At 42.1% G+C, this 14214-nt stretch carries 16 protein-coding genes; 11 read left to right on the top strand and 5 right to left on the bottom strand.

Going from position 1 to position 14214, the window contains the following annotated elements:
- Nucleotides 1-86 precede the first annotated feature (86 nt).
- The 8 genes from B1202_RS13730 (at nucleotide 87) to B1202_RS13695 (ending at nucleotide 6610) form a co-directional block, all read left to right on the top strand.
- Nucleotides 87-605, top strand: coding sequence for a hypothetical protein (locus B1202_RS13730; RefSeq protein WP_143221617.1), 519 nt, complete (start codon nucleotides 87-89; stop codon nucleotides 603-605).
- A gap of 46 nt (nucleotides 606-651) precedes the next feature.
- Nucleotides 652-2634 carry a multicopper oxidase domain-containing protein gene (locus tag B1202_RS13725; protein WP_078191170.1) on the top strand — a complete coding sequence of 661 codons (1983 nt, stop codon included), beginning with the start codon at nucleotides 652-654 and terminating at the stop codon, nucleotides 2632-2634.
- Nucleotides 2621-3631, top strand: coding sequence for a copper resistance protein B (locus tag B1202_RS13720; RefSeq protein ID WP_078191169.1), 1011 nt, complete (start codon nucleotides 2621-2623; stop codon nucleotides 3629-3631). The genes B1202_RS13725 and B1202_RS13720 overlap by 14 nt, the downstream gene beginning before the upstream one ends.
- Nucleotides 3632-3932: 301 nt before the next feature.
- Complete coding sequence (locus B1202_RS13715) at nucleotides 3933-4250, top strand: DMT family transporter (protein ID WP_078191168.1); 318 nt, start codon at nucleotides 3933-3935, stop codon at nucleotides 4248-4250.
- A 55-nt stretch (nucleotides 4251-4305) separates the two neighbouring features.
- Entirely contained in the window at nucleotides 4306-4623 is a 318-nt protein-coding gene (gene sugE, locus B1202_RS13710) for a quaternary ammonium compound efflux SMR transporter SugE (RefSeq protein WP_078191206.1), read from the top strand.
- A gap of 37 nt (nucleotides 4624-4660) precedes the next feature.
- Nucleotides 4661-5143: a methylated-DNA--[protein]-cysteine S-methyltransferase gene (locus B1202_RS13705; protein ID WP_078191167.1), complete on the top strand. Its 483-nt coding sequence runs from the start codon at nucleotides 4661-4663 to the stop codon at nucleotides 5141-5143.
- A gap of 382 nt (nucleotides 5144-5525) precedes the next feature.
- A complete protein-coding gene (locus tag B1202_RS13700; RefSeq protein WP_078191166.1) occupies nucleotides 5526-6179 on the top strand; it encodes a nuclease-related domain-containing protein in 654 nt (217 codons plus the stop codon).
- A gap of 62 nt (nucleotides 6180-6241) precedes the next feature.
- Nucleotides 6242-6610 (top strand): SseB family protein, encoded by a 369-nt coding sequence (locus B1202_RS13695; RefSeq protein WP_078191165.1) that lies wholly within the window; start codon nucleotides 6242-6244, stop codon nucleotides 6608-6610.
- A 57-nt stretch (nucleotides 6611-6667) separates the two neighbouring features.
- Here the strand turns inward: B1202_RS13695 and B1202_RS13690 are convergent, their stop codons facing one another.
- Entirely contained in the window at nucleotides 6668-7600 is a 933-nt protein-coding gene (locus tag B1202_RS13690) for a tRNA dihydrouridine synthase (protein WP_213033262.1), read from the bottom strand.
- A 449-nt stretch (nucleotides 7601-8049) separates the two neighbouring features.
- On the opposite strand from B1202_RS13690, the gene B1202_RS13685 reads away from it, so the two are divergent.
- The gene (locus tag B1202_RS13685) at nucleotides 8050-8259 is read left to right on the top strand and encodes a cold-shock protein (RefSeq protein WP_067761877.1); all 210 of its coding nucleotides are present in this window, start codon (nucleotides 8050-8052) and stop codon (nucleotides 8257-8259) included.
- A 149-nt stretch (nucleotides 8260-8408) separates the two neighbouring features.
- On the opposite strand, the gene B1202_RS13680 is transcribed toward B1202_RS13685, so the two are convergent.
- The gene (locus B1202_RS13680; protein ID WP_078191164.1) at nucleotides 8409-9218 is read right to left on the bottom strand and encodes a cytochrome C assembly family protein; all 810 of its coding nucleotides are present in this window, start codon (nucleotides 9216-9218) and stop codon (nucleotides 8409-8411) included.
- 138 nt (nucleotides 9219-9356) lie between these two features.
- On the opposite strand from B1202_RS13680, the gene ffh reads away from it, so the two are divergent.
- Entirely contained in the window at nucleotides 9357-10760 is a 1404-nt protein-coding gene (ffh, locus tag B1202_RS13675) for a signal recognition particle protein (RefSeq protein WP_078191163.1), read from the top strand.
- A gap of 279 nt (nucleotides 10761-11039) precedes the next feature.
- Entirely contained in the window at nucleotides 11040-11633 is a 594-nt protein-coding gene (locus B1202_RS13670) for an RBBP9/YdeN family alpha/beta hydrolase (RefSeq protein WP_078191162.1), read from the top strand.
- 146 nt (nucleotides 11634-11779) lie between these two features.
- Here the strand turns inward: B1202_RS13670 and B1202_RS13665 are convergent, their stop codons facing one another.
- From B1202_RS13665 to B1202_RS13655, 3 genes are all read right to left on the bottom strand, one after another.
- Nucleotides 11780-12457 (bottom strand): hypothetical protein, encoded by a 678-nt coding sequence (locus B1202_RS13665; RefSeq protein ID WP_078191161.1) that lies wholly within the window; start codon nucleotides 12455-12457, stop codon nucleotides 11780-11782.
- A gap of 226 nt (nucleotides 12458-12683) precedes the next feature.
- The gene (locus B1202_RS13660; RefSeq protein ID WP_078191160.1) at nucleotides 12684-13412 is read right to left on the bottom strand and encodes a type III pantothenate kinase; all 729 of its coding nucleotides are present in this window, start codon (nucleotides 13410-13412) and stop codon (nucleotides 12684-12686) included.
- Nucleotides 13413-13434: 22 nt separating this feature from the next.
- A complete protein-coding gene (locus B1202_RS13655; RefSeq protein ID WP_078191159.1) occupies nucleotides 13435-14190 on the bottom strand; it encodes a biotin--[acetyl-CoA-carboxylase] ligase in 756 nt (251 codons plus the stop codon).
- Between the last annotated feature and the right edge of the window lie 24 nt (nucleotides 14191-14214).

The following is a 14214-nucleotide window of genomic DNA, read 5'->3' as shown; positions in this document are numbered from 1 at the left end:
TGTTTCATGCGGCGTGATGCTTCTAGCGATGTATTATTAGGAACGTGTTGCCATAGTGCATCATTGGGTTGAATTAGGATACTAAATTGTTCAATTTTTTGCGTAAGCATCTTGGCTTTGCTTGGCTCATGGCGTTTGTCATGGGATGGAGCAGTGTGGTCAGTGCACAGCAAAATTTTCAACATCAACAAATGATGACTGCGAATGCCCATCAGGCATCAGTTCATGCAGCACATACTGATCCTTCACATTCAAATATGGCAACAAATTGCCATCAAAATCAGCGGCAAGCTGTTCCTGAGCATGCAGCACATCATGGCAAGCAGACGACACCCGAAGTCTTTTCAATGATGGATTGTCATCAATCTTTAGATGCGACATCTGCACTGCAAGATGGTCAGGCGTATCATTCAACGACACAAAGTACAGACTGTCAGGACTGTACACTCGCACATTGCCAAATCAGTACCTCTTATGTCGATAGCGCCTTGGTCGCATTGCAGACCTTCCATGTGCATCACTATGCAGAACCCCCTCGTTTCATTTTTGCTGGACAGCATTTAAAAGGCTTTTGGCAAGAAATTCTAAGACCTCCGCAAGCTTAACCTGAGTTTTAAATACGTTTTTTCGTTATTTTATAAAGGTTAAGTCATGTCTAATTTATCTAAATCATGCCTCGTGCTCGGGGTGTGTCTGCTGTCACCAACGTGGGTGTTTGCAGCCATTAAAGAATATCATCTGAATATTGATGAAAAGACCATCAATTTGACAGGTAAAGGGGTCAAAAAAATCAGTGTCAATGGTCAGTTTCCAGCGCCTTTACTGGAGTTTGAAGAAGGCGATGATGCGGTCATCCATGTACATAATCAGCTCAAAAAACAAAATACCTCGGTGCATTGGCATGGTCTATTGCTGCCCGGTTTAATGGATGGTGTACCCGGCTTTAATGGTTTCAATGAAATTCAGCCCGATGGTAGCTTTACTTATAAATTTAAGGTCCGTCAAAGCGGAACCTATTGGTATCACGCGCATTCCAAAGGTCAAGAACAAGACGGATTGTATGGCGCTTTGGTAATTTATCCGAAAGGCAAACAAGCACTTGCAGCACATGAACAGACGCAACGTGATTATGTGGTCATGCTGTCGGATTTTCATGAATCATCTAGCGCGCAGATCATGGCAAATATGAAAAAGTCTGCCGAATACTATCAAAATCAGCGTGAAACGGTTTCAGATGTATGGACGCAAATTCAACGAACAGGTTTAAAAAATACTTGGCAAGATCGTTCGATGTGGAATCAGATGCGTATGCTGAAAACGGATTTGTCTGATGTCACGGGTTATACGTTTTTAGTGAATGGCAAAACACCACAGCAGAACTGGACGGGGATGTTTAAGCCCAATGAAAAAGTCAGACTTCGTTTTGTAAATGCTGCGGCCATGTCGTTTTTTGATGTGCGCATTCCTCAGCTCAAAATGACGGTGGTCAGTGCAGACGGTCAAGCGGTCAAACCGGTCGCTGTGGATGAATTCCGCATTGGTGCTGCAGAAACCTATGATGTAATCGTAGAGCCTAAGTCTGCGCATTATCAAATTGAAGCTGAATCGATTGATCGCACAGGATTTGCGATTGGCACTTTACATGATGAAACGCAGCCTCAGCACTCAGGCATTCACATGTCAAAAGCTCGGCCACGCGCTTTGCTGACCATGGAAGATATGGGCCATGGTTCAATGTCAGGTATGGACCATAGCAACATGGGACATACAGCTACAGGTTCAACCCAAACTTCAGCAATCCAGCAAGCGAATGCTCATGAGCACAGCGCGCATACTGTCAATTCGTCAAATATTCAGCCGAATCAAGTACATGATCATGCTGCAATGGGGCATGACATGGACCATTCCCTAGTGACTGCACAGACTGCTTTGCAGCATCCAGAGATGCATAAACAGAACATGTCTGATTCAGCGCATGCCAATATGAATCATAGTGTGATGGATCATTCATCAATGAAGCACTCTTCAATGGATTCATCCATGAAACATGATACGCATACAGCGATGGAGCATGCACAGTCTAAAGGTGAGATGCAGGCAGTTGAAAATTCAGCAACGGTTATGGGCTGGGCCAATGCTTCAACACCTGTCGGTGATAAGGCACTGCAATATAGTGATTTAAAAGCGTTAACTCCGCAGCCTGATACACGTGAACCGACGCAAGATTTGGTTATTCATTTGGGTGGAACAATGGAACGCTATATGTGGACCATGAATGGAAAAAAATTCAGTGAAGCCGAACCACTGCGGGTGAAATATGGTGAGCGAATTCGACTGAAATTTGTCAATGACAGCATGATGGCGCATCCGATGCATTTACATGGCATGTTCATGCAATTGGAAAATGGGCAAGTGTCTTCTGAAATGCCAAATAAACATACGGTGATTGTGCCGCCGGGGAAAACAGTGACGGCTCTGTTAACGGCCAATGAATTAGGGGAATGGGCGATTCATTGTCACTTGCTGTATCACATGTCCGCAGGGATGATGAATAAACTTGTGGTCGCAAATGTCGCAGAGAATACGAAAACGGCATCTGTACCGCAAAAGGAGGTGTCTCATGCGCATCATTAAACCATGCACGTATACGGTACTGAGTTTAGCTTTGGCATCGGTCACTCAAGTGACCATGGCGCAAGATGCACATCACAGCATGCCGATGTCAGCTCAACATGAGCCGCATTCCTCACATGATTCGTCGCATCAAGAAATGAAAACAGCGATTAAATCGAGCCAGATGGAGCATCCTGCAGAACATGCAGAACATGCAGAACATGCAGAACATGCAGAACATGCAGAACATGCAGAACATGCAGAACATGCAGAACATGCAGAACATGCAGAAAATGCAGAACATGCAAATGCATCATCTATTGCGTCACGTGCTGCTTCTGCGCAGCATCCTGTTGATCATAAGCGTGAACATGGTGGACAGATTTATCAAGCGACCGAGATCGACAGTCGATGGCTCAATAATGCCGATGGCCGAGGACATTTAAAGACCGAAATTGAGAGTCGAATCGGGACTGATGAAAATAAGCTCTTTATCAAACTACATGCCGATAAAGCAGAATCTCAAGACGCTGATTATGCGACTCAAGTGATGTATAGCCGTATGATCTCCGACTTTTGGGATGCGCAAATTGGTGCACGTTATCGTGTCGATGAACACCAAGTGACGGACAAAGAACAGTTAGATGCTGCGGTGGGTCTGCATGGTCTGGCACCTTATTTCTTTGAAACCGATGCTTATTTATATCTTGGTGCAGATAAACAGGTGAGTTTTTCTTTGGAAACCGAACGTGATTTGCTGCTGACGCAAAAATTGATTTTAAAACCGTATCTAAACCTAGATGTAGTGCTGAGTGATGACTCTGCCTATGCACAAAAAACAGGACTCAGTTCTGTATGGCTAGGGCTAGAAACACGCTATGAAATCAATAAAAAGCTGATGCCATTTATCGATGTTGCTTACAGCTATGAAAAAGGAAATCAGCATACGGCATGGCAAGCTGAGACTGGAAGTGAAAAGCAATGGTGGTATGGCGCAGGTCTTCGTCTGAAGTTCTAAGAGGCGAATAGACCAAATAAAGAGGGCATCATCAACAGGTTTTGGTGATGCCTTTTTTTATCTCTGAATCTATCCTTTGAACAGACATGCTATGTTTTGGCGCAAATCATCTGCGCAAGTTTTTTCCTTAACTGAATAACGCCCTGAATTTGGTCAAAAAATGTAAAGACTGCACTAAAATTCAGCATATTTGCTATACTGAGACAATATTCGGAGGAACGACCTCCCTTACATCTTTGATCAAAGCCAGTAAGAAAAATCGTCAGGACGACCTGACTCTACTAATATGGAGGAAGGCATCATGGCCTGGGTTGTTTTGGTATTCGCTGGTATTTTTGAAATCGTTTGGGCCTATTCGATGAAGCTCTCAGAAGGCTTTACAAAACTTGGCCCAAGTTTAGTCACTTTATTTTTTATGATCCTGAGCTTTGGTTTATTGGCCTATGCCATGAAAACGTTGCCTTTAGGAACGGCTTATACCATTTGGACAGGAATCGGCGCGATTGGCTCTTTCCTCGTGGGTATTTTTATACTCGGTGAGCCTGCAACTGCTATGCGGATGTTAGCCGCGGTACTGATCATTTCTGGTCTAATCTTGATGAAATTATCTTCAAGTTAATATGTTCTAAAGCATAGCGGTCATTGACCTCTGTGCTTTTTTTATGGGTAAAAATATGGCTTGGGTTTTATTAATTGTAGCGGGATTGCTTGAGGTGGTTTGGGCGTATTGTATGAAAGTCTCTGAAGGCTTTAGCAAACTGACGCCAAGTATTTTGACCATCGTTTTCATGATCGCAAGTTTCGCTTTATTGTCTTATGCAATGAAATCCTTACCGCTGGGTACAGCCTATACGGTGTGGACAGGGATTGGTGCAGTGGGATCATTTATCCTCGGCATCGTTGTATTGGGTGAGCCCGCAAATGCCATGCGCATGCTAGCTGCGGTACTGATTATTTCAGGACTGGTCTTGATGAAATTATCGTCCTCCTGAATAATGAAGTGCTGCGCTTTTGAGCTTGGAGTATCTCATGCAACTTTCTTATCAGTTTTTAGATTCACCCGTTGGACAATTAAAACTTGTTGCACATGAAACCGCATTGGTGGCTGTCCTTTGGGAAAATGAAAATCCAAATCGTGTGCGATTGGCGGCTTTGGTTGAAGATCTGAAACACCCGATTTTGCTCAAAACTGCACAGCAATTAAATGAATATTTTACGGGTAAAAGACAGCAATTTGACTTGCCGCTAGACTTTGAAGGTACCGCATTTCAGCAACAAGTTTGGCAAGCTTTACTGACGATTCCTTTTGGAGAAACTCGCAGCTATAAACAAATTGCAGAGCAGATCGGCAATGTCAAAGCCGTACGTGCTGTCGGTGCAGCCAATGGTAAAAATCCAATTTCAATTATTGCACCCTGTCATCGTGTCGTGGGCGCAAATGGAAAATTAGTGGGTTTTGCAGGTGGTCTAGAAAATAAAGAAATATTGTTAAAAATTGAGAAATTACAATAAAATAGAAAATATACTTATTTAATTGATGTTACGCAGTAACATCAAAGCACAATTCGCTTCAAAGAAAGAACGATACGCGTTAACGTCATCCGCAAGTGTTTGAGACAGGATGCCGCCTAATCAAAAATGTTTTTGCGATGCTTTGAATAATTTGACGGTGGTGAACGAGTTTTGCGGTGAGGAGCATTGCTCTGCAAGATGGTTTCCTTGCGAAGCTTCGCTTCTCATTTTGCCGAAACAAAAGTACCTCCAGCCGAAGGCTAATCCCTTTATTTAAACCCTAGATGTAAGACTCCGGCGAATAGGCTTAAAAATCATTTTAAAAATGCGAAATTACTTTTATGTGGGTAACATCAGTAATTTAAAGTAATGAATCAAATCAATGAATCTTTCTCAAATTTTTGCCCCCCTCATTTCGACGTTGTGGTGGTTAATTCCATTGTTACTGCTAGTGGGTGCAATCAAAGCATTTAAACCTTATTTAAAGGGGAAAATGGGGGAGTTTGCTGTCGCCGTTCATGTCAAACTTTATTTGAAAGACCATTATATATTGTTAAATGATTTGACCTTACCAGATGGTGAGGGAGCTACGACTCAAATTGATCATCTTCTTTTAAGCCCATTTGGTGTGTTTGTGATTGAAACTAAAAACTATAAGGGCTGGATTTTTGGGAGCGAGAGACAAAAACAATGGACGCAAAAGATTTATAAAAAAAGTTTTAAATTTCAAAATCCAATTCACCAAAATTATAAACATATGAAAGTGTTAGAACAGGTGTTGAGCGATATTCTGGATAAAGACAATATGCATTCTGTGATTGTTTTTATGCCTGAAGCGGTGTTTAAAACAGAGATGCCGTCGAATGTTTTTCGGGGTACAGCTTGGGTGGACTATGTTCAAACTTTTCAGCAACCCGTGCTCTCTGAAATGAAACTTAAACGAATTCAGTTGCGTTTAGAAAAAGAAATTTTAGAAAAATCATGGAAAACAAATCGACAGCACGTTGAAGATTTAAATCAACGGCATAATTCATAAACTTCCTGTATGCTGTGGATTGTGAACAGTATCTGACTGATAAAAATAGACGGACAATAACAATGAACGACACGCTTCAACATCTTTATGAATCGACTTTAGATCATCCTGAGCAATACCAAGACTTTTATCAGCAACTTTTAGCTAGCCAAGTGTATTGTTTGGGTGAGCGTGATGCTGAGCAGCATCTGCATTTTCAATTAATGGAAACGGAGCAGGGCGAGCAAGCCATTCCATTCTTTCTGAGTCTTGCGATGCTTCAACAGGATGTTGGTGCAGACGCAGAATTTGTCATGATCAGTGCTGAAAAATTATTTGCGATTACCAAAGGCGCAAGCTTGGTGATGAACCCGACTTCGGAACATCCGAAAGAGTTTTTGGCAGATGAGATCGACGCAATTTTAGAGTTTGCCAAACAACAAAGCCTTTGAACACTGTAGGTGTGTTCAAAGGCTCTGCGGCTACGCTTTGATATGTGTTTTTAAAACTTACATACCGGCTTTGAGTTTTTCCACGATTTCATCGAGTGGTTTGACACGTTTTACTTCATCCCAAAGGGCTTTGGCTTCTGGATAGTGCTTTGACATCATGCCGAGCCATTGTTTATAACGACCGACCATATTCATTTCTTTTTTATACGAACCATTTAAGAAACGAATTTGTAAGCCAAGCAGTTCATGCCAGGTAATTAGCGGTTCATCGGTATTACGACGAATACACTGTGTAATGTCAGGGGTGGTGACTGCAGCACGACCAATCATTAGGTCTTCACAACCCGATTCGAGTTGGCACTGTTTGGCATCGGCATTGTTCCAAATTTCACCGTTGGCAATCACGTTAATTTTCAATGCTTCACGAATGGGTTGCAACTGATCCCAAAAGGCAGGCGGGGTATAACCATCGGCTTTGGTCCGCGCATGGACTGTAACCCATGCAGCTCCTGCATCTTCGATGGCATGCGCATTTTCCATAGTGAAGTTACGGTCCATATAACCCAAACGCATTTTTGCTGATACAGGAATATGACTCGGAACAGCATCACGCACAGCTTTGACTAACTCATACACCACTTCAGGCTCATCCAGCAGAACTGAACCACCACGGTGGCGGTTGACGGTTTTTGCAGGGCAACCAAAGTTCATATCAATCGCAGGGGCACCAAGTTCTACCGCGCGTACAGCATTTGCCGCCAGCATGGTCGGATTGTTACCTAAGAACTGTACATGAACTGGTGTTCCTGCTGCAGTTTTGCCTGCATTGTTCAGTTCAGGACAATAGCTATGATAAATATGGTCGGGCAGGACAGAGTCCGTGACGCGGATAAACTCGGTTACACACCAGTCAAAACTCCCCACATGCGTCAACACATCTCGCATAATTGGGTCGGTTAAGCCTTCCATCGGCGCAAGAACAAGTTTCACGGTCACACAGCCAAAAATTGAAAAACGGAGTTATACGTGGTTTTGAAAGGGATGTCTAGGTTTTGTGCTTCTGGTGACGCGGAATACGAAATCACAAGATTTTATGTAATTATTTGGTGAAATTAGGACCAAAGTCGTAAAGTCTTGACTGACATAAAACTTAAACAATAAAATGAGTAAATACAGATGGATAGTAATAATAAGAAGATGGCTTTTACTGTTGTTTTTTAATGGAATCAACAACATATACTGTGCTTGAATCTTTTAAGATTTCATGTATGATGGCTGCAACTAGAAAAAAAGTATTGTTTCGTAAATTTTCTTTAAGTATCGCAGTGTTAGTCATAATCCTTCGTTTTTTACAGAAATGAAGTTCAATTCTTTATTATTTTCCAAGTTATAGTCAGTCATCATCCAATGGCTAAATCAACAAATTAATAGGTATTATTATGTCTAATACAGTTACTGGTACAGTTAAATGGTTCAACGAAACTAAAGGTTTCGGTTTTATTGCACAAGACAACGGTCCTGACGTTTTTGCTCACTTCAGCGAAATCACTGGTTCTGGCTTCAAAACTTTGCAAGAAGGCCAAAAGGTTTCTTTCAGCATCGCTCAAGGTCAAAAAGGCCCGAATGCTGTAAACATCGTTGCTCTATAATTTAGACGTAATGAAAAAAAAGCGCTGTATAGCGCTTTTTTTATGCCTGCTATTTCTGTGTGAATAATCAAGCTATAAAAAGAGAGCCTTAGCTCCCTTCTTGATAAAATTTACTTCTTTATAAAATATTAAATCGTTTCATCGTCGACTTAGCGGCCCAAAACCATTTCTAAAATAAACTTAGATCCAATAAAGCCAACTGCCAATAGACAGAACCCAATAATGGTAAAGCGAATGGCTTTTTGACCACGCCAGCCGAATCGATAGTGTCCAATGAGCAAGGCACCATAGACGAACCATGAAATGATGCTAAAGGCAGTTTTATGCGCCAAATGCTGTGCAAAGAAGTTATCGATGGTGAAGAAACCAAACCCAAGCGCCACGGTCAGTAGTGCAAAACCAGCAATTAATAAATCAAATAGTAAAGATTCCATGGCTTGGAAGGATGGAAGCAGGCTCACCCATACACGTTTTTTCTGCTTGTTTTTCAGTTCACGGTCTTGTAAACGCAAAATGACCGCTTGAATAGTTGCCATCAGTAGGACGGCATACGCGGAAAGCGACAAAATAATATGGATGTCTAAACCCAGTGAATGTTGCTCTATGAATTGATTTTGTCGACTAAATGCGAAGCCTAAAATCAACCCAGTCGCTGCCACAGGAATGCCCAGCAGGTTCATTGCAAGCACAGGTCGATAGGTACTAAATAACACACTGAGTAATAGCATGAGACCTGAAGTAAATGACATCAGGTTGAACACGTCATAGTTCACACCCATAGGCGTCAACATGTCGTTATATAAAACACCTGCATGCAATAACATGCCTAAACCAAGTACAACACCAATAAACCAATGGTTCGGCGCACGTTTAGACATTAAATGGCTGAATAAATACCAAAAAGACGTGGTATAAGCGATTAATGCTAGGATCGTGTAAACCAAGGGGAGACTGATCATGTCAAACCTTTTTCAGGATGTTGAATATTCATTTATATAAATTCTGCAAGAACTAAAGTATCCTATAGCATTCTATGCATAAATTTTCTATTTTAAGAAACAATTTTTTGCTCATGGCTATTTTAAGCGGATTTTGCAATGTTTGATACCTTAACAGAACGACTCACGCAGAGTTTAAGAAATGTTACTGGCTCAGGGCAGCTAACCGAAGACAATATTAAAGATACGTTACGCGAAGTACGTATGGCACTTCTTGAAGCCGATGTTGCGTTACCTGTAACTCGTGAATTCATCGCGAAAGTTAAGGAAGAAGCATTGGGCCAAGAAGTGATGACTCAGTTATCACCGGGGCAGGCTTTCGTCAAAATCGTTCATGACGAATTGACCAAAATGATGGGTGAGGCGAATGAAAGCCTAGACCTAGCGGCAAAACCACCAGTTGTTGTGCTTCTTGCAGGTTTGCAAGGTGCGGGTAAAACAACTACTGCGGCAAAACTTGCACGTTTCTTACAAGAACGTCAAAAGAAAAAAGTAGCAATGGTGTCTGCCGACGTTTATCGTCCAGCAGCGATTAAACAGCTACAAACAGTTGCAGGTGAAGTTGGCGCGATTTTCTTTGAATCAAGCGCAGACGAAAAACCAATTACCATCGCAAATCGTGCGATTGAGCAAGCAAAAATTCAATTTGCTGATGTCTTGATTGTCGATACAGCAGGTCGTTTACATGTAGACGACGAAATGATGGATGAAATTAAAGAGCTTCATGCAGCGATTAAGCCGACTGAAACATTGTTCGTGGTTGATGCCATGACCGGTCAGGATGCGGCGAATACGGCAAAAGCCTTTAATGATGCCTTACCTTTGACGGGTGTGATCCTGACAAAAACGGATGGTGATGCACGTGGTGGTGCAGCACTTTCTGTTCGTGCCATTACTGGCAAACCAATCAAATTCTTGGGTATGGGTGAAAAACTCGATGCCCTAGAGCCATTCCATCCTGAACGTATCGCACAGCGTATTTTGGGTATGGGTGACGTACTTTCTTTGGTCGAAGAAGTTGAACGTAAAATCGACAAAGAAAAAGCCGAAAAAATGGCGAAAAAACTGCAAAAAGGCGGTAGCTTCAACTTTGAAGATATGCTGATGCAGTTTGAACAAATGAATAAAATGGGCGGCATGATGGGCTTCCTGGATAAACTTCCAGGCATGAGCAACTCAGGGATTCAAGATGCAATTGCACAAGCAAATCCTGAAAAGCAAGTGAAGAAAATGGAAGCGATTATTCAATCGATGACCATTAAAGAACGTCGTAACCCAGACTTGATGAATCCAAGCCGTAAAAAACGTATTGCAGCAGGCTGTGGTATGGATGTTGCAGAAGTGAATAAACTCATCAAGCAACATGCGCAAATGGCGAAAATGATGAAGAAATTTGCCAACCCAACAGGTATGGCAAAAATGATGAAATCATTAGGCAATATGCAAAAACAATTTGGCGGCGGTGGCATGGGTCCATTGTTCGGCAGTAAAGATCCGAAGTAATTTGGACTGAAAAAAAGGCGCATTCAGCGCCTTTTTTTATGGCTGTAATTTGACGAGACTGTGCGCTTAAGCAAAGTGATTGAGTGCATTTAATAGAAAGTACTGGAGCAATTTGGCTATATGATCCGATATATACCGAACTGAGCTAAATTATTACAAAAAGATGCCAAATTGACATTGAGAGCGTGTAGGTGACAGGTTTAAAACAGAGGTGAAAATTTGCCGAACTGCAAATTGAACGCTCCACCAAAAATAATCACCTAAAATAAGAATCAAATAATGAATACACCGCATACGCCAGAAAGCCAAAAGATCTATATTGTTCATGGTCATGATGCATCACCGAATGATCATTGGTTTCCTTGGTTGGGACGAAAGCTGCAAGAAGCTGGACATTATTCTCGACGCATCGTGATGGCAAATGCGGCACAACCTGATTTTGACCATTGGCAGAAATTTCTAGCGTTGCAAATGCCTGATTTGGATGAAAATACCATTGTGATTGCACATGGTTTGGGGTGCTTAACCACGCTGCATTATCTCAATCAATATTTTGAACAGCATGGCACACGGATTAAAGCGGGCGTTTTTGTATCGGGTTTTAAAAGTAGTTTACCGACACAACCTGAATTAACCGCATTTATTCAACGTGCAAAAATGGATAGCGGTGTTTTACAGACCTATATGCCGATTTGTATCAGTCTGATTTCATCCAATGATCCTATCGTACCGCCACCGGTTGCGATCCAATTGGGCAATTTTATAAATGCACAAATTTATGAGGTGAAAGAAGCGGGGCATTTCACAGCAAAGGATGGCTTTTCTGAGATTCCACAACTGTGGCACGTGTTAGAGCCGATTTTAACGGCTTAGCTAGGTTCTGTGCGCGTGTTTAATAGATCGCGTGTTTTGTAGATAAGATATTTAGTGAAGACTGAGATTGCAATCATGCAATTGGTGCAATTGAAGAGAAAAAAGGCGCAATCTGCGCCTTTTTGTTTGTTCGAATTATTGATAGATCAGTCGAGTTCTAAAGCAACACGTTCACGAATGTCGTCAATGTCGTCATTGGCTTCGCGACCATCTTCCTGCCATGCTTTGTAAACACCAACATATTCACCATCGGTATCGACCACATATTCAGCCGCAATTTTTCCTGAGGCATACCATAAGCGATAGGCATCATTGCCATTTTCATCGACTTTGTAAGCTGCGCCACGTTGTCCTGTTGGATAAAACTCTTCGCCTTGGATGCTCACGCCATCTTGGTTCACAAAGGTTGATTCTACTTTGCCGTTTTTGCGATAAAGCGTTACTGGGCCTTCAATATCACTGCCACTGAAACTAAATAGTTTCATCGGATCTTTGACCCAAGCAGGTGAGGATTGAGGGGTTTTGGTTTCTTGGTAAAAATCTTGGACTAAAAAATCACCTGTGGCATTACGACCTAAAAGTACACGGTAATAGCCGTCTTGGACTGGGGTCATGTAATAACTTGAGTCAATATACGATACGCAGCCGCAGTAATCAGGATTATCTTCATCTCCAAAATAGCCCAAAACTGCTTCAGAGGTGCTGAGCTGTGATTTGATTTCGGCAGGGATTTTAGAGTTGGCTAAATTTTGTGTCGTGGTACAACCGCCGAAGAATAATGTAGAGGCGAGCAGGCTTAAACCCAGTAAATTTTTAAATTTCATATCTATACTCTTCGTCTTATATTCTATCTTGAAAGACATTTTTAAATTATAAAGTTGCTGATGTATCTGTCGATCATCGCAGGCTATTGTAATTCCTTGGACGAAAAAAGGTCATGAATCGCGATACAATTTGTAACCACGCTTGTATGAAATGACCCTCAATAAAAAAGCGTGATCACCATTGGCCATCACGCTTTCACAGTTTGCTATCACATAAATGGCTAAATTACACGCCATTTACATAACTTTGTAGGCCTCTAAGCAGCAAATCTGCTTCGACAGCCGGCTGATATTTTTCTAAATAGCGTGCAAATAGTGCAGCATCGCCACCGGTTAAAATCAACTGACTTGGATATTTATCAAGAACCTTTTCAATGGTGCTGACCAAGCTGAGCAAGATGCCATGATGAACAGCGTCGATGGTGTTTTTACCAGGAGACAGCTCATCAAAGGTGGCATCTGGAATTTTAATGCCTTTGGTGTTTTGGATGAGCGAATCACGTTGCAAATACAAATTTGGCAAAATATAGCCGCCTAAATGTTGTAAGCCATCCGTTAAGTCAATGGTGAGAGCCGTGCCACAGCTAATGACACAGTATTTTTGTGTAGGGTCTTTGACCACTGCGAGCATTTGCAGCCAACGGTCGATCCCGAATTTACTGGTATCTTCGTAGGCACAGCGCAAGCCCGCATATTCGGCATGAACTTTGGCAATGGTGACAGGAATGGCTAAAAATTTAAGAATTTTTTGAATCCGATCATTATTTTTTTTGTCGAGTACCGAAGAAATTCCGACCTGATCTAAGTCCAAACTTTTAAAGTGCTGGATCAAACCGAGTAGGAGTTCAGCAGGCGACTGTAAATGCAGTTCCGCAGCATGCTCTATGATTTGATCGTGTTCGGTAATCCAGTATTTCAGCCGGGTATTACCGACATCGAGCCATAATTTTTTCATCAGTAGGCCTTTGCAATCCTGTTTATGATTGATCTGCTAAACGTAAGCGACCTTGGAAATGATTTTCTAAGCGCTGCGAAGTTTGGATGTTGATCGAACCATCATTTTCAATACCGAGAAAGCGGCCTTGGCTTTTGCCTTGCAGGTGTTCAAGTTCAACAGGCTGTTGCATAAATGCAGCATAATGGTTGAATCGTGCAGCGAGGTTATAGCAGTTATGATCGAACCATTCACCAGCAAGTTGGATCGCGGCATACAGTTCAGCAATTAACTGCAAACGGTTTGGCGAGGGAAGTCCGAGTTCAGATAACGAGGTTGCACGTTGCTCAATTCCTGCGGATGGAATCGGAAATAAGTTCATGCCAACGCCGACAATCGCTTGATGTGGCGAAATCGGTTCAATCAAAATCCCGCCCCATTTGCCTTGTGGGCTATACAGGTCATTGGGCCATTTCACTTGCAATGCTAGATTTTGCAAACTTGGCATTTGCAAGATATTTAAGGCAATTTCAAGTGCAAGCCGTCCATCTATCGCTGTCTGTAAATTCAGCAATGTGCTTAAATAGATATTACCAACGGGTGAGACCCATTGATGATCGCGTTGCCCACGGCCTTGAGTCTGTTGTTCACTGCATACCAAAACATGTTGAATGCCTTTTTTAGCAATCTCACGGACATCGTCATTGGTCGATGTGGTAATGGGCTTCAGTAATAAAACTTCAGGCGGTTGAGGTACTGTGCTCAGCAATTGCTGTAAGTGTCTGGTCTCTAAATCCATTTGAATCTGAGAGTTGTGGAATAA

The sequence above is a fragment of the Acinetobacter amyesii genome (genome assembly GCF_002018365.1).
Classification (GTDB): Bacteria; Pseudomonadota; Gammaproteobacteria; order Pseudomonadales; family Moraxellaceae; genus Acinetobacter; species Acinetobacter amyesii.
Note: the sequence above shows the minus strand (reverse complement) of the source record. Positions and strands in the feature narration are given on the sequence as shown.